At 68.7% G+C, this 16,800-nt stretch carries 21 protein-coding genes; 9 read left to right on the plus strand and 12 right to left on the minus strand.

Annotated elements, in window-relative coordinates; all coding sequences use genetic code 11:
• Positions 1-65: 65 nt before the first annotated feature.
• The 4 genes from ABZ664_RS34120 to ABZ664_RS34135 all read right to left on the minus strand — a co-directional run bounded on the left by ABZ664_RS34120 (position 66) and on the right by ABZ664_RS34135 (position 3,749).
• Positions 66-1,376 (minus strand): sigma-70 family RNA polymerase sigma factor, encoded by a 1,311-nt coding sequence (locus tag ABZ664_RS34120; RefSeq protein ID WP_362519526.1) that lies wholly within the window; start codon positions 1,374-1,376, stop codon positions 66-68.
• Positions 1,363-1,728 (minus strand): YciI family protein, encoded by a 366-nt coding sequence (locus ABZ664_RS34125; RefSeq protein WP_362519529.1) that lies wholly within the window; start codon positions 1,726-1,728, stop codon positions 1,363-1,365. Before ABZ664_RS34125 ends, ABZ664_RS34120 begins: the two co-directional genes overlap by 14 nt.
• A 131-nt stretch (positions 1,729-1,859) precedes the next feature.
• Positions 1,860-2,498, minus strand: a complete 639-nt coding sequence (locus ABZ664_RS34130; RefSeq protein ID WP_362519532.1) for a class I SAM-dependent methyltransferase — start codon at positions 2,496-2,498, stop codon at positions 1,860-1,862.
• A 114-nt stretch (positions 2,499-2,612) separates the two neighbouring features.
• On the minus strand, positions 2,613-3,749 hold the full coding sequence (locus tag ABZ664_RS34135) for an epoxide hydrolase family protein (RefSeq protein ID WP_362519535.1): 1,137 nt from the start codon (positions 3,747-3,749) through the stop codon (positions 2,613-2,615).
• A 62-nt stretch (positions 3,750-3,811) separates the two neighbouring features.
• Here ABZ664_RS34135 and ABZ664_RS34140 point away from each other — a divergent pair, with 62 nt between their 5' ends.
• Positions 3,812-4,750: a YafY family protein gene (locus ABZ664_RS34140; protein WP_362519538.1), complete on the plus strand. Its 939-nt coding sequence runs from the start codon at positions 3,812-3,814 to the stop codon at positions 4,748-4,750.
• Between the two features lie 68 nt (positions 4,751-4,818).
• On the opposite strand, the gene ABZ664_RS34145 is transcribed toward ABZ664_RS34140, so the two are convergent.
• On the minus strand, positions 4,819-5,820 hold the full coding sequence (locus tag ABZ664_RS34145) for an ADP-ribosylglycohydrolase family protein (RefSeq protein WP_362519541.1): 1,002 nt from the start codon (positions 5,818-5,820) through the stop codon (positions 4,819-4,821).
• A 183-nt stretch (positions 5,821-6,003) separates the two neighbouring features.
• Between ABZ664_RS34145 and cpt the strand changes: the two genes are divergently transcribed.
• The 4 genes from cpt to ABZ664_RS34165 all read left to right on the plus strand — a co-directional run bounded on the left by cpt (position 6,004) and on the right by ABZ664_RS34165 (position 9,658).
• On the plus strand, positions 6,004-6,537 hold the full coding sequence (gene cpt / locus ABZ664_RS34150) for a chloramphenicol phosphotransferase CPT (protein ID WP_362519543.1): 534 nt from the start codon (positions 6,004-6,006) through the stop codon (positions 6,535-6,537).
• A gap of 272 nt (positions 6,538-6,809) precedes the next feature.
• On the plus strand, positions 6,810-7,871 hold the full coding sequence (locus ABZ664_RS34155) for an ABC transporter substrate-binding protein (RefSeq protein ID WP_362519547.1): 1,062 nt from the start codon (positions 6,810-6,812) through the stop codon (positions 7,869-7,871).
• An 85-nt stretch (positions 7,872-7,956) separates the two neighbouring features.
• The gene (locus ABZ664_RS34160) at positions 7,957-8,790 is read left to right on the plus strand and encodes an ABC transporter ATP-binding protein (RefSeq protein WP_362519550.1); all 834 of its coding nucleotides are present in this window, start codon (positions 7,957-7,959) and stop codon (positions 8,788-8,790) included.
• A gap of 10 nt (positions 8,791-8,800) precedes the next feature.
• Positions 8,801-9,658, plus strand: a complete 858-nt coding sequence (locus ABZ664_RS34165) for an ABC transporter permease (protein ID WP_362519553.1) — start codon at positions 8,801-8,803, stop codon at positions 9,656-9,658.
• A 162-nt stretch (positions 9,659-9,820) separates the two neighbouring features.
• Here the strand turns inward: ABZ664_RS34165 and ABZ664_RS34170 are convergent, their stop codons facing one another.
• Positions 9,821-10,330 carry a hypothetical protein gene (locus ABZ664_RS34170; RefSeq protein ID WP_362519556.1) on the minus strand — a complete coding sequence of 170 codons (510 nt, stop codon included), beginning with the start codon at positions 10,328-10,330 and terminating at the stop codon, positions 9,821-9,823.
• A gap of 425 nt (positions 10,331-10,755) precedes the next feature.
• On the opposite strand from ABZ664_RS34170, the gene ABZ664_RS34175 reads away from it, so the two are divergent.
• Positions 10,756-11,343 (plus strand): hypothetical protein, encoded by a 588-nt coding sequence (locus ABZ664_RS34175; protein WP_362519559.1) that lies wholly within the window; start codon positions 10,756-10,758, stop codon positions 11,341-11,343.
• Positions 11,344-11,535: 192 nt separating this feature from the next.
• Here ABZ664_RS34175 and ABZ664_RS34180 read toward each other — a convergent pair whose 3' ends face one another.
• From ABZ664_RS34180 to ABZ664_RS34195, 4 genes are all read right to left on the minus strand, one after another.
• On the minus strand, positions 11,536-12,534 hold the full coding sequence (locus ABZ664_RS34180; protein WP_362519562.1) for an LCP family protein: 999 nt from the start codon (positions 12,532-12,534) through the stop codon (positions 11,536-11,538).
• A gap of 2 nt (positions 12,535-12,536) precedes the next feature.
• The gene (locus ABZ664_RS34185; protein WP_362519652.1) at positions 12,537-12,668 is read right to left on the minus strand and encodes a sigma factor-like helix-turn-helix DNA-binding protein; all 132 of its coding nucleotides are present in this window, start codon (positions 12,666-12,668) and stop codon (positions 12,537-12,539) included.
• A gap of 6 nt (positions 12,669-12,674) precedes the next feature.
• The gene (locus ABZ664_RS34190; protein WP_362519565.1) at positions 12,675-13,118 is read right to left on the minus strand and encodes a sigma-70 family RNA polymerase sigma factor; all 444 of its coding nucleotides are present in this window, start codon (positions 13,116-13,118) and stop codon (positions 12,675-12,677) included.
• Between the two features lie 156 nt (positions 13,119-13,274).
• Positions 13,275-14,027, minus strand: a complete 753-nt coding sequence (locus tag ABZ664_RS34195) for a DUF429 domain-containing protein (protein ID WP_362519568.1) — start codon at positions 14,025-14,027, stop codon at positions 13,275-13,277.
• A gap of 133 nt (positions 14,028-14,160) precedes the next feature.
• Between ABZ664_RS34195 and ABZ664_RS34200 the strand changes: the two genes are divergently transcribed.
• The 3 genes from ABZ664_RS34200 to ABZ664_RS34210 all read left to right on the plus strand — a co-directional run bounded on the left by ABZ664_RS34200 (position 14,161) and on the right by ABZ664_RS34210 (position 15,985).
• The gene (locus ABZ664_RS34200; protein ID WP_362519571.1) at positions 14,161-14,412 is read left to right on the plus strand and encodes a hypothetical protein; all 252 of its coding nucleotides are present in this window, start codon (positions 14,161-14,163) and stop codon (positions 14,410-14,412) included.
• 137 nt (positions 14,413-14,549) lie between these two features.
• Complete coding sequence (locus ABZ664_RS34205; protein WP_362519577.1) at positions 14,550-15,368, plus strand: sugar nucleotide-binding protein; 819 nt, start codon at positions 14,550-14,552, stop codon at positions 15,366-15,368.
• 173 nt (positions 15,369-15,541) lie between these two features.
• Positions 15,542-15,985, plus strand: coding sequence for a GNAT family N-acetyltransferase (locus tag ABZ664_RS34210; protein WP_362519582.1), 444 nt, complete (start codon positions 15,542-15,544; stop codon positions 15,983-15,985).
• Positions 15,986-15,997: 12 nt separating this feature from the next.
• Here ABZ664_RS34210 and ABZ664_RS34215 read toward each other — a convergent pair whose 3' ends face one another.
• On the minus strand, positions 15,998-16,423 hold the full coding sequence (locus ABZ664_RS34215; RefSeq protein WP_362519586.1) for an SRPBCC family protein: 426 nt from the start codon (positions 16,421-16,423) through the stop codon (positions 15,998-16,000).
• Entirely contained in the window at positions 16,420-16,758 is a 339-nt protein-coding gene (locus ABZ664_RS34220; protein WP_362519589.1) for a metalloregulator ArsR/SmtB family transcription factor, read from the minus strand. Before ABZ664_RS34220 ends, ABZ664_RS34215 begins: the two co-directional genes overlap by 4 nt.
• Positions 16,759-16,800 lie beyond the last annotated feature (42 nt).

A 16,800-nucleotide genomic window follows, 5' to 3' on the forward strand; every position in this document is an offset into this window, starting at 1 on the left:
GACCGGCTGCCCGGGCCGGCTACCGGTTCACGCCACCGGACGACGCGATCTCGCCGCCGGTCGGCTCAGCTCGCGCAGCGGGCGGCACGCAGCAGGAGAAACCGCTGCTCGGGCCGGCTACCGGCCAGACGTGCGGCCTCCCGGTACGCCGAGGACGCGGCAGCGGTCTCCCCCGCCTGGTCGAGCAGGTAGGCGCGGACGGCGAGCAGCCGGTGATGACCGGCGAGCATCCCGGATTCCAGCTCGTCCAGCAGCGCCAGTCCGGCACGCGGGCCGCGCGCCATCCCCAGCGCGACCGCCCGGTTGAGGGTGGTGACGGGGTTGGGGTGCAGGCGCTCCAGGATCTCGTACAGCTCCAGGATCTGCTTCCAGTCGGTCGCCTCGGCCGACGGCGCCTCGTCGTGTATCGCCGCGATCGCGGCCTGGACCTGGTACGGGCCGAGCCGGCGGGTCGCGAGCGTACGGGTGAGGATCTCGGTCCCCTCCGCGATGGCCTCGGCGTCCCAGCGGGACCGGTCCTGCTCCTCCAGCGGCACGAGCACCCCGTCGGGGCCCGTACGCGCCGCGCCGCGTGCCTCGGTGAGCAGCATCAACGCCAGCAGGCCCGCGACCTCGCCGGAGTCGGGCAGCCGCGCGTACAGCCGCCGTACCAGATTGACGGCCTGTCCTGTGAGGTCGGGCCGACGCAGGTCCGAGCCGGAGCTGGCGCTGTAGCCCTCGTTGAACATCAGGTACAGCACGTGCAGCACGACCCGCAGCCGAGGCCCGTGCTCGGGATCCGGGGGCAGCTCGAACCGCGCCCCGGCCTCCCGCAGGCGCTGCTTGGCCCGCGAGACGCGCTGCCCCATCGTCTTCTCCGGCACCAGGAAGGCCGCCGCTATCTCGCCGGTGGTCAGTCCGGCGACCGCCCGCAGCGTGAGCGCCAGCTGCGACGAGACCGTCAACGCCGGGTGGCAGCACAGGAACAGCAGTTCCAGCAGGTCGTCACGGGCCACCTCTGCGTCCGGCGGTGGCGCGACCAGAGCGTCGCGCGGCATGGCGTCGAGAGCAGCCCGTTCCCGACGCTCCCGGGCGCTGTCGGCCCGAACCCGGTCGATGTACCGATTCGCCGCGACCTTGTTGAGCCAGCCCAGCGGGCGGGCCGGGACACCGTCGCGCGACCAGGCGTCCGCCGCGGTGATCAGCGCCTCCTGCACGGCGTCCTCACAACGGTCGAAGTCCCCGTACCGGCGCACCATCGAACCGAGCACCCGGGACGCCGACGACCTCAGCAGCTCCTCGACCGACCCAGCCGACTCAACCGCCTCGTCCGCTTCGACCGGCTCATCCGGCTTGACCGGCTCATCCGGCTCGAAAGGCTCGTCAGATCTCGCCACTCGCCCAGTCACGTCCCATCAGCGGCCACACCTCCAGGCCACCGCCGTACAGCGTCCCCGGATAGGCCCGCGCGATCTCCAGCGCCCGCTCCTCGTCGTCCACCTCGACCACGAAGTAGGAGCCGACGAACTCCTTCGCCTCGACGTACGGGCCGTCGGTGACGACCGCGTCACCGCCCACCCACCGAACCGATCGCGGCCTGGGCATCAACCCTTCGGACTCAAGAAGCTCTCCCGACTCGCGCAGCGTCTCGTTGAACCCGTCGACCTTGGCGATCAGACTCGCCATGTCCTCCGGCGCGAGGGCGTTCCAGATCTCCTCGTTGCCGTAAATCAGCATCAGATACTTCATCGTGCCGTCCTCCTTGTTGATAGCGGACCGTATCGTGGCAGCACGGCGCTCCTTGGGGAAGCCACCCCGCGGTGCGGGGAAATGCCCGGGCTCCGACTCGATACGCCGCCCGTCGTCGGCTTACCAGGCACTCATGCGGTCGGGTAGGCCGTTCCCCGGATGAGGAAGGACATCGGTGTACGCACCGCGGGCAGCATGAAGCGCTCCAGAGCGGTGATGGTGAACCCGGCCTGCTGGATCACCAGCGCGCTGTCGCGGCCGGTGTGACAGCCACCGGCCAGGCGCGGCCAGACGGTGGCGTCCAGCAGGTCCTGCACCCGCCTCATCCCTGCCGAGTCGGCGCGTACGTGCTCCAGGAACCGCAGCTGCCCACCCGGAGCCAGCACCCGGCGCATCTGGCTCAGCGCCGCGTGCGGGTCGGGCAGCGAGCACAGCACCAGTGAGGCCACCGCGGCGTCGAAAGTGCCATCGGCGGCCGGAAGGTGCTCGGCCAGGCCCTCGCGGACCTCGACAGGGACCGGTGCCCGTACGGCCGCGGCACGGGCCAGGTGGCGCAGCCGCGGCTCCGGCTCGATCGCGAGCACGCGCGTGACGGTGGACGGGTAGTGGGCGAAGTTCAGCCCGTTTCCCGCACCCACCTCGATCACCTGACCGGACAGGCCCTCCAGCAGCGCCTGGCGATGTCCGGCCAGCCCTCGCTTCTCCATGACCCGGCTGATGCGGGCGTAACAGCGGGCGAAGAGCGGATGGTCGACACTCGTGGCAGCCATGCTGTTCTTCTTCCCGCTCGTCACCGTCTCACCGGGTGGGGGCGGGAGCAGACGGTGTCCCCGTGGAGGAGTGGCCGGTCCGCGCCGTTCCGCCGTCGCGCTCGGTCAGCGCGGTCATACGGTCCGGAAGAAGTGCCGAATGTCCGAGATCAGCAGGTCCGGGGCCTGCAGCGAGGCGAAGTGGCCGCCTCGGGGGTGATGAGACCAGTGGGTGATCGTGTTCGACGACTCCGCCAGCCCGCGGATCGCCCGGTCGCCGGGAAAGTTCGCCACACCCGTCGGGACCGGTGAACGCTCGGGAGGCCGGCCCCACGTCTCCCCGGCTTCCAGGTAGAACCGGGCCGCCGATCCGGCGGTCGCGGTCAGCCAGAAGATCGTGACATTGGTCAGAATGGTGTCACGGTCGACGGAGGTCTGCTCGGTTCTGCTGGGGTCCCAGTCCACGAACCACTCCAGGTTCCAGGCGAGCTGACCGGCCGGGGAGTCGTTGAGCGCGTACGCCAGGGTCTGCGGCCGGGTACCCATCTGCGTGGCGTAGCCGGAGCGGCCGTACCACCACATCTCGTTCTGCTCGGCCTGCTCCCTCTCCGCCTCCGAGAGCGTGTCCAGCATGCCGGGATCGGCCGGGGTCGCGGCGTTGGCCAGCGCGTTCACGTGGATGCCGATGACGCGCTCGGAGTCCACCCGGCCGATCTCCGGGGAGACGACGCTGCCCCAGTCGCCCCCCTGGGCGCCGTAGCGCCGGTATCCCAGGCGTCGCATCAGCTCGGCCCAGGCCCGCGCGACGCGGGTGACCCCCCAGCCGGTCTCCCGCGTCGGCCCGGAAAACGCGAAGCCCGGCAGCGACGGGATGACGACGTGGAAGGCGTCCGCCGGGTCCCCGCCGTGTGACCGCGGGTCGGTCAACGGCCCGATGAGGTCCAGGAAGTCGCACACCGTGCTCGGCCACCCGTGGGTGATGATCAGCGGAGTGGCGTCGGGCTCGGGCGAGCGTACGTGCAGGAAATGGATGTTCTGCCCGTCGATCGTCGTGGTGAACTGCGGGACCTTGTTGAGGCGGGCCTCGTGCTCCCGCCAGTCGTAGCCGGTGCTCCAGTGCTCGACCAGTTCGACGAGGTGGTCCTTGTTCACGCCGTAGGACCAGCCGACGCCGGGAAGTTCGTCCGGCCAGCGGGTACGGGCCAGGCGGTCTCGCAGGTCGTCGAGTTCGGTCTGCGGAATGTCGATGCGGAAGGGCGTTTCTGTGCTCATGCCGCCCACCCTGTGCCCCGTGTAGGACAGCTCCGTTCCTACACAGGGGCGATAGTGGAGGAATGTTGGAAACACCCGCTCGACTGCTGCGACTGCTGTCGTTGCTGCAGACGCACCGCGACTGGTCCGGTACGGAACTCGCCGAGCGGCTGGGAGTCACCACCAGGACGGTACGGCGCGATGTCGACAGGCTTCGTGAGCTGGGCTACTCGATCCGCGCCTCGATGGGCCCGGCCGGCGGTTACCGGCTCGGAGCCGGTTCCTCGCTACCCCCGCTGTTGCTGGACGACGAGGAGGCGGTCGCGGTCACGGTCGGCCTGCACAGCGTGGCGGGGGTCGAAGAGGCTTCGCTGCGCGCCCTGACCAAGATCGAGCAGATGCTGCCGTCCCGGTTGCGACACCAGGTCATCGCGCTGAGAAGCGCGGTGGTCGCGATGTCGCCCGAGAGCGGCCCGCCGGTGAAGGCGGCGGTGCTCACCGCGATCTCGGCCGCGATCCACGCTTCCGAGGGGCTGCGTTTCGACTACGTCAGCCATCACGGGGCCGAGTCCCGACGCGGCGTCGAGCCACATCGCCTCGTCTGCTGGGGACGGAAGTGGTATCTGGTCGGCTGGGACGTCGAACGGGCCGACTGGCGCACCTTCCGGGTCGACCGGATCTCGCTGCGAACGCCCAACGGCCCCCGGTTCACCCACCGGGAACCACCCGACGGTGACGTCACGGCCTACCTGTGCAGAAAGATGGGCTTCGAGATGTGGCCACTCCGCGCCCGGCTGCGGATGCACGCCTCCGCGACGGACATCGCCGGACGCGTCAGCGGAATCGTGACACCCGTCGACGACCACACCTGCCTGCTGGAAATCGCCACGGACTCGTTCGATCTCGTCGCGTTCACCGTAGGCATGCTCGACGTCGACTTCGAGGTCGAATCTCCCCCGGAACTCGCCCAGCATCTCCGCGAGCTGTCCCACCGCTTCGCCAACGCGACCGCCCTCCCGTGACGAGGATTCCGCCCGTCAGGAGAACGTCCTGGACAGCGGCGACGCGCCTGCTCCACGAGGCCGTACCCTCACCTCACCAGACGCTGTGCGAGATCGACCAGCTCCGGCAGGCGCAGCACCCGCTCACCGGCCCCGGGCAGCGGGACGTGCAGGGGTTCGGTCCAGCGTACGGGGATCGCGTCGGCTCCGTAGACCGCACCCGCGAGACCGCCGGTTACCGCGGCGACGGTGTCGGTGTCACCGCCCAGGTCGATCGCGACGCGTACCGCGTCCGCGTAGCTGGAGGTGGTACGCAGTGCCCAGAGCGCCGAGCCGAGGCAGGGCCAGACGGCGCCGTTGGGCTCGGTGGCGTCGTCGGGGTGCCAGTGTGACGCGAGAACGACGGAGTATCGCTCGCGCTGATCGGGATCGACGAGGGCGAGGCTGTCCGGCAGCGCGGCGACGGGGTCGGCTCCCTCCAGCGCCACGCGCAGCAGATCGTGGAAAATGGCCGTTCCCTCCCAGGCCGCGGGGTCGCCGTGGGTGAGCGCGGCGATGCGGCGGGCGGCGTCCATGGTGGCGGTCTGCCCGTGACGGGCGAAGTAGACCGCCGAGGTGGTGGCCCGCATCAGCGAGCCGTTCCCCGCGGCGCGGTGGTTGATCTGGAAGTGGGTCGCGGCCGCGCGGTCCCAGGGCATGCCGTTGGTGAGGACATCCTTGGTCTGCAGCCCGATGTCCTTGGGCTTGGAGACCGCCCAGCGCTGAAACCGGGCGAAGATATCCGGCAGGTCCAGCCCTTCGCGCTCCAGCAGCGACTCCGCCAGGTGCAGGGCCATCTGCGTGTCGTCGGTCGCCTCCCCGACATCCCAGCCGCCACCCCCGCACATCTCGTTCTCCTTGCCGGGAACGTCGCCGGGAGCGCTGCCGGGAGCACCGCCTGGAACATCGCCGGGAACACTGCCTGGAACGCCGCCTGGAACGGGAAACCGGGCGGAGAACGCCCCGGCAGGACCGAATTCGAAGGGAGCGCCAAGCGCGTCGCCCACCGTCGAGCCCACGACGGCACCGATGGCACGGTGAGTACGGTTCATCGCGGCAGCCTACAGAAAGACATCTCCGGCACCGAGCCTCAAATCCTCTGATTCGACGGGAGCGGTGGCGCCCCCGTCGGTCGAAGGCGGCGGTACTCACCGCGATCTTCGACCGCGATCCGAGTCTCCGAGGGGCTCGGAAATTCGCTTCGTGTCGGGTGGGAGAGGCTCTACTGTGGCCGGATGGCGACTCAGATGATCATCATCAACGGTGGCTCCAGTTCGGGGAAGTCCGGGATCGTACGGTGCCTGCAGGCTGTTCTTCCGGATCCGTGGCTGGCGTTCGGTGTCGACTCGTTCGTCGACGCGATGCCCGCGAGGATGCGGGCGTCGACCGAGGGGCTCGAAATCACCGCGGACGGCGGGGTGAGCGTCGGAGCGGACTTCATGGAGCTGCAGACGGCCTGGATGCGGGGCGTCGTGGCCATGGCCCGTGCCGGCGCCAGGGTCATCGTCGATGACGTCTTCCTCGGTGGAGCCGCCACCCAGCAGCGGTGGCAGAAGCTTCTGGGCGAGCTGGACGTGCTGTGGGTCGGTGTGAGGTGTGAGGGTGCGGTCGCCGCGGGCCGCGAGATCGCGCGTGGCGATCGGGTCCAGGGGATGGCCGCGTCGCAGGCGGAGATGGTTCACGACGGCGTGGTCTATGACGTGGAGGTGGACACGACGCGTACCGAGTCCCTGGCGTGCGCGCGCACCATCGCCGCCCAGGTCGGCTGAGCGACGAACCGGCCCCGTACGGCGACCATCTCCAAGATCAGAATTTGACCACGACCATCGGCCCGTCGAGCTCTCCCCGCCGGCCACAGACGCCCTAATGCGACATATCGGCCATAACGCCCAATAGGCGGATATGCGGGACGGCGCCGAAGCCCCGAGGAACACGAACCGGTAACGGCTCGTGCCCGTGCGATCACAACGCTTGACAGGAGGGCCCGTTTGCAATGTTATGCACTTAACCGACTTATTAAGTAGGAATTAAGGAGTAATCCATGAAGGTTCGCAGGCTCCGGGGGACGGCAGTGGCACTGGCCGCGGTCACGGTGACAGCCCTCGCGGCGGCCTGCGGAGGAGGCGGGGGGTCCTCCGGCAGTGACAGCGCCACGGCGAAGACAGAGGTCCGCCTCGGCTTCTTCCCCAACATCACGCACTCCACGGCCCTGGTCGGCGTGCAGAAGGGACTGTTCGCCAAGGCGCTCGGCAACGACGCGTCGCTGAAGATCTCGACCTTCAACGCCGGCCCGGCCGCGACCGAGGCGATCTTCTCCGACGCCATCGACGCCACCTACATCGGGCCGAACCCGGCCATCAACGCCTGGTCGAAGTCCAAGGGCGAGGCCATCAAGATCGTCGCAGGCGCGGCGTCCGGTGGCGTGTTCCTCGTGGTCAAGCCCGAGATCAACGGCATCGAAGACCTCAAGGGCAAGAAGATCGCCACGCCTCAGCTCGGCAACACCCAGGACGTCGCGCTGCGCTACTGGCTCCAGGAGAAGGGGATCAAGACCGACACCAAGGGCGGCGGCGAGGTCTCCATCCTCCCCCAGGAGAACGCCCAGACCCTGCAGACCTTCGCCACCGGCGACATCGACGGCGCCTGGGTGCCCGAGCCCTTCGCCAGCCGCCTGGTCCAGGAGAGCAAGGGCAAGATCCTCCTCGACGAGACCGACCTCTGGCCGGACAAGAAGTTCGTGATCACGCACCTGATCGTGCGGCAGCAGTTCCTCAAGGAGCACCCCGACCTGGTGAAGAAGCTCGTCGATGCGCACGTCGAGGCCAACGACTTCATCCAGTCCGACCCGGCGGGCGCCAAGGAGTCGATCAACGCGGAACTGAAGGAGCTGAGCGGCAAGCCGATCGCCCAGGAGGTCCTGGACAGCGCCTTCGGCAACATCACCTTCACCAACGACCCGATCGCGTCCTCCCTCGTCGGCAGCGCCGACCACGCCCAGAAGGTCGGCCTGCTCGACCCGGTGGACCTGAACGGCATCTACGACCTCACGATCCTCAACGAGGTCCTGAAGGCCAAGAACGAGCCTGCCGTGAGCGACAGGTGACCGGCCAGAGCGAGCACCACAGAACAGAAGAGTCGAGGCGGCACCCCCGGTCACCATCCGGCGAGCCGCTGGTCAAGGAGGCGAAGTGACAGCTCCGATCCAGGAGCTGCGCCCCGGCCGGACCGACGGGCACGAGCCCGCGGTCCGGCTGGACGCGGTTTCCAAGGTGTACGGCAGAGAGCTCCTGGCCCTGGACCAGGTGACGCTCTCGGTGGACAAGGGCGAGTTCGTCTGCCTGCTGGGAGCGTCCGGCTGCGGCAAGAGCACGCTGCTCAATCTCGTCGCAGGTCTCGACCGTCCCACCGCCGGGAAGATCGACACCAAGGAAGCCCGAATCGCGATGATGTTCCAGGAGCCCGCCCTGTTCCCCTGGCTCACGGTCTCGGGGAACATCGAACTGGCGCTCCGGGTGACGAGTTCGGGCAAGAACACCACGAAGAAGGAGCGCCGCGCGCGGGCGACGGAACTCCTGGAGATCGTCCACCTCGCCGACTTCGGCCACAAGCGCCCGCACGAGCTCTCCGGCGGCATGCGCCAGCGGGTCGCGCTCGCCAGGGCTCTCGCCCAGGAGGCCGACGTGCTCCTCATGGACGAGCCCTTCGGCGCCCTCGACGCCATGACCCGTGACCTGCTCCACGACGAGCTGGAGCGGATCTGGCGGGAGCGGGAACTGGCCGTCCTGTTCGTCACCCACAACGTGCGCGAGGCCGTACGGCTCGGCGACCGGGTCGTCCTGCTGAGCAGCAGGCCCGGCACGGTGATCGAGGACTTCCCCGTGACGCTGCCGCGGCCTCGCCGTACCGACTCCGCCGAAGTGGCCGAACTCGCCTCCACCATCACCGACCGGTTGCGCCAGGAGGTGTTGCGCCACGCCCAGCCGACGGCGCAGCGGCCCGTCAGCGCCGGGATCGAGAAGTAGCGGGTGACCAATGACTGCTGATCTTTCCCAGCACATCGCCGGCCTGGACGCGCTGGAGCTGTCCCACCGGGAACGGCAGAGCCTCGCCTCCAGGATCTGGGCCAGAACCTGGCCGATGCTCTCGGCGATCGCCCTCGTCCTCGCCGTCTGGGAACTGGTCGTGCTCAGCGGCTGGCGCCCGGAGTACGTCCTCCCCGGCCCCGTGACCGTCCTGGCGGATCTGTGGAACCGCCTCGGTGAGGCCGAGTTCTACGAGGCCTTGGCCGTGACGATGCGCCGCGCGATCACCGGGTTCGCGATCGCGGTGCTGGTCGGGCTCGTGGTCGGCGCGGCCGTGTCACGGGTCCGGCCACTGCGGGCCGCGCTCGGCTCCCTGATCACGGGCCTGCAGACCATGCCCTCCATCGCGTGGTTCCCGCTCGCGATCCTGTTCTTCAAGCTCAGCGAGAGCGCGATCCTGTTCGTGGTCGTCCTCGGGGCGGCACCGTCGATCGCGAACGGACTCATCGCCGGCGTGGACTACACGCCGCCGATCCTGCTCCGCGCCGGGCACATCCTCGGCCTGCGGCGCCTCGCGCTCTACCGGCACGTCATCCTGCCCGCGTCACTGCCGTCGTTCCTGTCGGGACTCAAGCAGGGCTGGGCGTTCGCGTGGCGGTCCCTGATGGCGGGCGAGCTGCTCGTGATCATCGCCCATCAGGCGTCGATCGGCGAGCAGCTCGACAACGCCAGGGAACTCTCCGACGCCCCCGGTCTCCTCGCCACGATGATCGTGATCCTGGTCATCGGCATCGTGGTGGACATGTGCTTCGGCGCGGCGGACAACGCCCTGCGGCGCCGCTGGGGACTCGACCAGGGCGTCGGCTGAGAGCGAAGCGACTCGGCTGAGAGCGAAGCGACGACAGCGGCGACAGCGGCGACACGGTCACCCTCATGCGACCGGTCGCCGCTGCCGGACCACGATGGCGTCCCGCAACCGTCAGCAGCGCCGGCCCTCAGATCACCGCCGCGAGCAGGCCGAGGAGCCGCCTCACACGTCATCTCGCGCGAGGGCGCCGGCGCGGAGCAGTCGCCACAGGCCGACGAAGGCCAGCGTGGCCGTCACCGCGCTCATCCCGAGCCGCCCCCAGTGAGCGGTCTCGAACTCGAACGCGGTCTGGCGCAGCACCTCCACGGAATGAACGGCGGCGCCCTGCTCGAACATGATGTCGTTGCGCGGCCAGAAGTACAGGACCGAGAACAGGAACTCGCCCAGCAGCAGTGACAGCAGGCTGCCGCCGGCCCACAACCGCGTGTCCCGGATGGGCCACGCCAGAATCAGGGTCGCCACGGAGGCGATCACGGTCACCGCGCCCATCGGCGGGAAGAAGTCGGCGGGACCGCTCACCACGAAGAACTCCACCGTCTCGGCCAGGGAGGCCGGCACGTCGTGGAACACGTTGGGGTAGATGACGATCGTCTCTACCGCGACACCCCCGAACGCCACCATGGCGATCCAGACGTACGCGGTAAGGACGGCAAGAGAAAGTCGATGTCGCATCAGCAGGCTCACTTAACGGACGGGAAACTCGGACCCGGTCACGCTACGAGTCCGCACCTCGCCCCGTCGTCGGCCTGAAAGCCCGATGCGCGTACGCGTTTCGACGTACCCGCTCACGGTCGACGCTTGATGGTGCGGGTAGCCGCACCATCCTGAGAGGGCGTTCCGCGAGCTGATGCCCTGTTCGTCGTGGGCGTTGGGATAGGCCGGCTGGCCGGAGGCTCACCAATCCATACGATCACACTGCGACATCACGGGCACAACCTCGCGAACCGCACTCTGAGCTCCGCAGGACCGAAGGTCCCACCGGAAGGGGACCTTCGGGACCTGAGGGGGAGCCGTAGAGCACTGCATCCGCGCTTCGGAAAGCGATGTTATGGAGGTGTACAAGAAACAGGAAAAGAAACCAGGAAAGGGGAGCCGTCATGGCCACCACCCACGGACGAGTTCACACCAGGCCGGCCATGCACGCCGCTCCCGTCACCCCCGCAGCCCCCGTCACCGCCGCGGCAGCCGCCGTGACCGGCAGGCGTCCGGTCGACTACGTGTGGGCGATCGCCCGCATCGCCATCGGATGGGTGTTCCTGTGGGCCTTCCTGGACAAGACCTTCGGCTGGGGATTCGCCACTCCCGCCGAGCGGGCGTGGGTGGCCGGGGGCAGCCCGACCACCGGGTTCCTCAAGGGCACCGGCGAGAACGCGCTCGGCGGCCTGTTCACGACCCTGGCGGGACAGGGCTGGGTGGACTGGCTGTTCATGCTCGGCCTACTCGGTATCGGCACGGCCCTCATCGTGGGGGTGGGTCTGCGGATCGCCGCCGCCACCGGCGGGCTGATGATGCTCCTGATGTGGGCGGCGGCGCTGCCGCTGACCACCAACCCGTTCATGGACGAGCACCTCATCTACGCCCTCGTGCTGGTCGGCCTGGCGATGACCCAGGCCGGCGACACCTTCGGCCTCGGCCGCTGGTGGGGCGCCACCCCGCTGGTGCGAGACCTCCCCATCCTGCGATAACCATCCACCACAGCCGACAGCCCGCCCCCGGAAAGACCCGGGGACGGGCCTTTTGCGTTGTCGAGGACGTACCGGGCGCGGCACACTCCGGACCCGGCATGAACCCCGCTCACTCCTCGGGGTGTTCGGGGTCGCGCAACGGCCGGCGCCGGTGCCGACCGCATCGCGCGAGCGGGTGGCCCCAAGATCACGTCAGCGCAGATCGCCGAAGAACTCGTTCGCCTCGGGCTGCTTCCAGACGATCCTGCCGGGTTGGTCGGGAGCCGGGAGCCAGGGCACCACGAGGAACGTCGCCTGGCTCTCGCGTGCGCTTTCGGCGATCACGGCCATCGTGCCCAGATCCATGTCGCTTTTCACGCTCCTGGACGCCGCGGAGAGGAACGACTGGAGCCGGGCAGGGCCGGTAATCCCCTGCCCGGCCTTTTTCAGCATCGCCCGCATGAGCGCGGCCTGGCGTTTGATCCGCTGGATGTCCGAACCGTCGCCGTAGTTGCGCAGCCGCACGTAGGCGAGCGCCTGCTCGCCGTTGAGCATGCTCTTGCCCGCGGGGAGCGTCAGCTTGGCCTTCGAGTCGTTCACAGGTCTGGGCAGCCTGACCTCGACGCCGCCAAGGGCGTCGACCACCTCCCTGAACGCCTGGAAGTCGAACTCCATCGCGTGGTCGATCCGCACGTTGGTCAGCGTCTCGACCGTCTTGACGGTGCAGGCGAGCCCGCCCTTGTTGAACGCCGAATTGATCATGTCCCTCCGGCCAGGCACCGCTCCGCAGGCGGGGATCTGGACGATCGAGTCGCGTGGCAGGTTGACGAACGTGATCCGCTCCCGGTTCGCCGGCAGGTGCGCCAGCAGGATGGTGTCACTGCGCGCGCCTCCCGTACGGAAGCGGGGGGTACCGGCCTGGCTGTCGGTGCCGACGACAAGGATGTTCAGCGCGCCGGTCACCTTGACCGGTCTGACCCCGGCCGGGGCGATGCTCCCCCCGCCGTTCAACACCAGCGTGGGCACGGTCACGGCGACCACGGTGGCGGCGGCTGCGGCGGCGGCTGCGGCCAGGCCCATGGTCGGCCAACCCACCCGCAGGCGACGACGGGACCGGGCGATCAACAGGCGGTCGCGCCGGCGGGCCAGCGTCGCCGGCGGCCGGTGCTCCAGCTCGGCGCCGAGGTCGCGCAGCATCTTCAGGTCGTCCATCGTCACGCCTCCTCATCGAGCATCGGATTGGTGTCGCCCAGCGCCGCCCGTACCTTCCGCCTGCCCCTGTTGAGGCGGGAGCGCACGGTGCCGACCGGGATGTCGAGTGCCCGCGCGACCTCCTCGTACGTCAGATCGCCCTAGGCGATCAGCAACAGCACGTCGCGATCCTTGGCGGGCAGCACCGCGAGCGCGCTGATCAGGGCGGGCCGAACGGCCTGCGCGCTCACCCCGTCGGCCACCCGGTCGGCGGGCGAGTCCTCGTGGTCGTTCACGGGCGCCCGTAACAGCGCCCGGTAACGGGCCGCCTCGCTGCGGTGCCGACGGGATATGAGCTTGGTGAGGATGCCGAAGAGCCAGGGCCGGGCGTCCGAATAGGACAGGTCGTAACTCCTGCGCCGGGAGAAGGCGACCAGGAACGTCTCTCCCACGAGGTCCTCGGCCGGTTCGGGGCCGAGCCGTTTGGAGACGTACCGGTAAAGCATTCCGGAGTAGCGGTCGAACAGCTCGGCGAACGCTTCCGGCTGCGTCCAGGAGGCGCTGACGAGGTCGGCGTCACCCCGAGTGGCGGGTTGTGTGATCATCTCCGCCCTTCTGTAGGGAAGTGGTCAGGGATGTATCGCCACAACCCACCACCCGGGTTCACGACGGCGAGACCCGAGGTGGCCGAGCATGTCATCCGTTCCCGTTCCGCGCCCTGACGGTAATCGCTCGCCTCCCCCGGCCTCAGAAGGGCTTGCTCATCCAGCCGGGAGAAGCTCACTCAGAGGTCCGCTGGGGAGCGCGATCCATCCCTCGGATCGCGCCGAGTGAGCTTGGTCCTGTGTCGGGACGTTCACGAGACCCTGAGCCGCGGCGCGGGCGGTGAGCGCGGCGATGACGGCGTCCGTCGCATGGTCGGACGTCCGACAGGTCCGTTCGTGTTCCCCCAGGTCCAACCATGGCGCCGCTTCCTGGAGTTCATCGACCAACCGCGCGAGCCCCTCACGATTCGCCGGGCTTTTATAGCGGCCGTGGGGCAGGCCCCAGCGTCTGAGCGAGGCCGCAGGGTAGACCTCCGCCACGACGCCGGTGCCGCTACGGTCGACCGGCTGACCCTGCCGGGCAAGCTCGGCGAGCAGGGCCGCGCAACGCAGGGCCGTGCTGCCGATGAGATTCGCGGAAACGCTCAGAGGATAGAAGTCCAGGACTTCCTTCACCTCGTAGTCGGTGACCCGCATGGTGAACTGCCTGCGCCAGGCGACGTCCGTGCTGCCCCCGGGCACAGCGACATGTCCCGTGCGGTGAGCCGTGATGAAATCAACGAACTTGTCCGGCCAGCCAAGCGGACAGTCGATACCGGCCTTGTCCGCGCCTTTGATCGCTTCGACGATCAGATCATCGTCCGCCACGATCTCCAGCCTGCGGACGCGGGCCCTGTCGGCAGACCAATCAAGCCAGGCCACCGCCGTCTTATTTGCTTTTGTCGCCAGGTCAACACCAACCGTGAGCACCGTTTCACGATAAAACACCAGCTGCTCATGGCGTCATCGGTTCTGGCTCACTCGCGACTACCTGCCCGAGGTCGCGGACCTCCTTGTCGGCCGACCTTCGGTGACCGAGCAGGCCGATGCGATCGGAGCCCGGATGGAACCGGTGCTCATCCCGTGGGACTGCGCCGACGGCTTCCTGGAGGCCCACTGGCGTCGGCCCGAGGCATACCTCGACGAGAACGTCCGTCGCGGAGGATCGGTCTGGACCAGAGTCGGGCCGGACGTCGAGCAGCGCGCGGTGCGCAGCCTCCGTGACGACCTCGCATCCGGCCGGTGGGCCGAACGCAACCGAGACCTCGTCGATCTCGACGCGGCAGAGCTCGGCCTTCGCCTGCTGATCGCCTGAACCTCCCCGCAGTCCCGTGCGTCAGCTCGGGCGGGACACACCGGGATCTGGTTCGCGGCGCCGCAGACACGAGACCGGCCATGAATGCATGATGAGCCGGTGGGCACTTCTTTCAGCGAATCCGGCTCGGACCGGCCATGAGATTCCTTGTCGTCGGCGGCAGTGGTTTCCTTGGCGGCGAACTCGTCCGGCAGTGTCTGGTGGCCGGGCATGAGGTGGCCGCGACCTACCTGACCCGGCCGGGAGAGACCGCGGGTGCCGAGTGGTCGCCGCTCGACGTGCGCCGACGAGACGACGTCGACGCGCTGATCGACGCGTTTCAGCCGGAGGTGGTCGTCAACACCGCGTACCTGCAGTCAGACTGGGCGACCACGGCGACCGGAGCCGTGAACGTGGCTCTCGCCGTCGCTGCGGCAGGTGGGCGCCTGGTTCATGTGTCCAGCGACACGGTCTTCTCCGGTGCCGCGATTCACTATGACGAGACGTGCCTCCCCGACCCGATCTCCCCGTACGGTGCGGCCAAGGCCGCCGCCGAGACAGCGGTGAGCGCGATCGCGCCGACCTCGGTGATAGCCCGGACATCCCTGATCATCGGTGACGGTGGTTCTCCGCACGAGGCGCTGGTGCATTCACTGGCCACCGGCAGGGCGAGCGGAGTGCTGTTCACCGACGACGTGCGATGTCCCATACATGTCGTCGATCTCGCTGCGGCGCTCCTCGAACTCGCCGCATCCGAGTATCACGGTGTCCACCATGTCGCCGGCACCGACGCGATCAGCCGGTACGAGCTGGGGCTGCTCATCGCCCGACGCGACGGGCTCGACGCCGACCGGTTGCCTTCGGGTCGGCGAGCGGACACCAACGTGCCCGGCCCGCTGGATGTGCGCTTGGAGTGCGACATGACCCAACGACGACTTCGGACCAGGCTGCGTGGCGCGCGGCGGTTTCTGGGGTGACGTTTCCATCGCCGACGTCCGGCGTCGCGGAGTGCGCCGGACCCGCCCCCTGCTTTCCACACGTGACTTGTCTTCAGCGGAGACCTGGCGCCACCGGCCGATTGGCTGCCGCCCAAGGGCCGAATAGGCTCGGGCGCGTCACTTCATGCCGAGCACATCAGGGAGCCCCATAAGTGGTGATCATCGCTCAGGAGACGTCGTTCGACGAGGCCGAGATGTTCGAGCTCTACGACTCGGTCGGCTGGCGCCCGTGGACGCACGACGTCACCCGGGTGTGCCGGAGCCTGGCCAACTCGCACCTGGTCATCACCGCCAGGGACGAGTCGGGCAGGCTGCTCGGCCTGGCGCGGACGGTATCCGACGACGAGATCGTCTGTTATGTGCAGGAGTTGCTGGTCAATGCCCGACACCACGGCAAGGGCGTCGGCCGCCGACTCCTGGAGCACCTCAAGGACCGATACGCGCACTGCCGCTACTTCGTTCTCACCACCGACCACGAGTCCACCCCGGCAGGCCCCGCGAACCACGCCTTCTACCGCCGCCTCGACCTGATCGAGCACCACGAGCAGGGCTTGTCGGCCTTCGGCCTGCGGGTGCGCGACCCGCGGAGCCTCTAGATTCGACCAGGTTCAGCGGAGTTCCTGGCGTTCTGCCGTTTCGCCCAGACGATGGAGCAGGTGCGCCCAGCCATCGCTGGTCTCCTCTTCGAGCAGGGCCGGCAGACCACTGTGGCGCAGGGTGAGCTCGGTGCCATCACCGTCCGGGGTCAGGGTGATTTCGACTCGGGATGCCTCTGGTGCCATGTCGGGCGCTCCCGGTGTGGCCTCCCATCCGAAGGTGAAGACGAGACGCTCGTACGGCACGAACTCCACGAACCGTCCGCGCATCACCGGGCGTGGGCCCTCGTGCATCGCAACCTGCAAGGCGCCACCGGGGCGGACGTCCAGCTTGGCCGTTCCCCACCATCGCGCCAGGCGTGCCGGGTCGGTGAAGAACCGCCAGATCGTCTCGGGACGCGCACGGATGTGCAACGTCTGCTCAATCGTCCTGCTCACAACGATCCCTTCACGTCCTGGGCACCAGTGTGCGCGCGTTCTTCTTGCTCGGCTTCGTACTGGAGGTGGCTGAGCGAGGTGGACCACATCGTCTCCAGGAACGTCACCGCCTCGGCCAGCCCTTCCGGACGTAGCCGATAGAAGCGGCGATTGCCTGCGCGGCGGACGTCGACGAGGCGGGCTGCTGTCAGCGTTCGCAGATGCTGGGATACCGCAGGGCGACTGATATCGGGAAAGCGCTCGGCGATCTCGCCTGCCGATACCTCACGATCCCGCACCAGGACGAGGATGGCGCGGCGGGTCGGGTCCGCCACCGCGCGAAGCGCCTCGTCCATGGTCCACCGCCTTCGTTTTGCGCACCGCCGGGACAGCGTGTA

Source organism: Streptosporangium sp. NPDC006930 (assembly GCF_040635605.1).
GTDB lineage: Bacteria > Actinomycetota > Actinomycetes > Streptosporangiales > Streptosporangiaceae > Streptosporangium.

Bases quoted from the DNA above. Each gene is read 5' to 3' on its own strand.
- ABZ664_RS34125 (WP_362519529.1), bottom strand. From the start codon at position 1,728: ATGAAGTATCTGATGCTGATTTACGGCAACGAGGAGATCTGGAACGCC.
- ABZ664_RS34130 (WP_362519532.1), bottom strand. From the start codon at position 2,498: ATGGCTGCCACGAGTGTCGACCATCCGCTCTTCGCCCGCTGTTACGCC.
- ABZ664_RS34135 (WP_362519535.1), bottom strand. From the start codon at position 3,749: ATGAGCACAGAAACGCCCTTCCGCATCGACATTCCGCAGACCGAACTC.
- ABZ664_RS34140 (WP_362519538.1), top strand. From the start codon at position 3,812: ATGTTGGAAACACCCGCTCGACTGCTGCGACTGCTGTCGTTGCTGCAG.
- ABZ664_RS34145 (WP_362519541.1), bottom strand. From the start codon at position 5,820: ATGAACCGTACTCACCGTGCCATCGGTGCCGTCGTGGGCTCGACGGTG.
- cpt (WP_362519543.1), top strand. From the start codon at position 6,004: ATGGCGACTCAGATGATCATCATCAACGGTGGCTCCAGTTCGGGGAAG.
- ABZ664_RS34155 (WP_362519547.1), top strand. From the start codon at position 6,810: ATGAAGGTTCGCAGGCTCCGGGGGACGGCAGTGGCACTGGCCGCGGTC.
- ABZ664_RS34165 (WP_362519553.1), top strand. From the start codon at position 8,801: ATGACTGCTGATCTTTCCCAGCACATCGCCGGCCTGGACGCGCTGGAG.
- ABZ664_RS34170 (WP_362519556.1), bottom strand. From the start codon at position 10,330: ATGCGACATCGACTTTCTCTTGCCGTCCTTACCGCGTACGTCTGGATC.
- ABZ664_RS34175 (WP_362519559.1), top strand. From the start codon at position 10,756: ATGGCCACCACCCACGGACGAGTTCACACCAGGCCGGCCATGCACGCC.
- ABZ664_RS34180 (WP_362519562.1), bottom strand. From the start codon at position 12,534: ATGGACGACCTGAAGATGCTGCGCGACCTCGGCGCCGAGCTGGAGCAC.
- ABZ664_RS34190 (WP_362519565.1), bottom strand. From the start codon at position 13,118: ATGATCACACAACCCGCCACTCGGGGTGACGCCGACCTCGTCAGCGCC.
- ABZ664_RS34200 (WP_362519571.1), top strand. From the start codon at position 14,161: ATGGAACCGGTGCTCATCCCGTGGGACTGCGCCGACGGCTTCCTGGAG.
- ABZ664_RS34205 (WP_362519577.1), top strand. From the start codon at position 14,550: ATGAGATTCCTTGTCGTCGGCGGCAGTGGTTTCCTTGGCGGCGAACTC.
- ABZ664_RS34220 (WP_362519589.1), bottom strand. From the start codon at position 16,758: ATGGACGAGGCGCTTCGCGCGGTGGCGGACCCGACCCGCCGCGCCATC.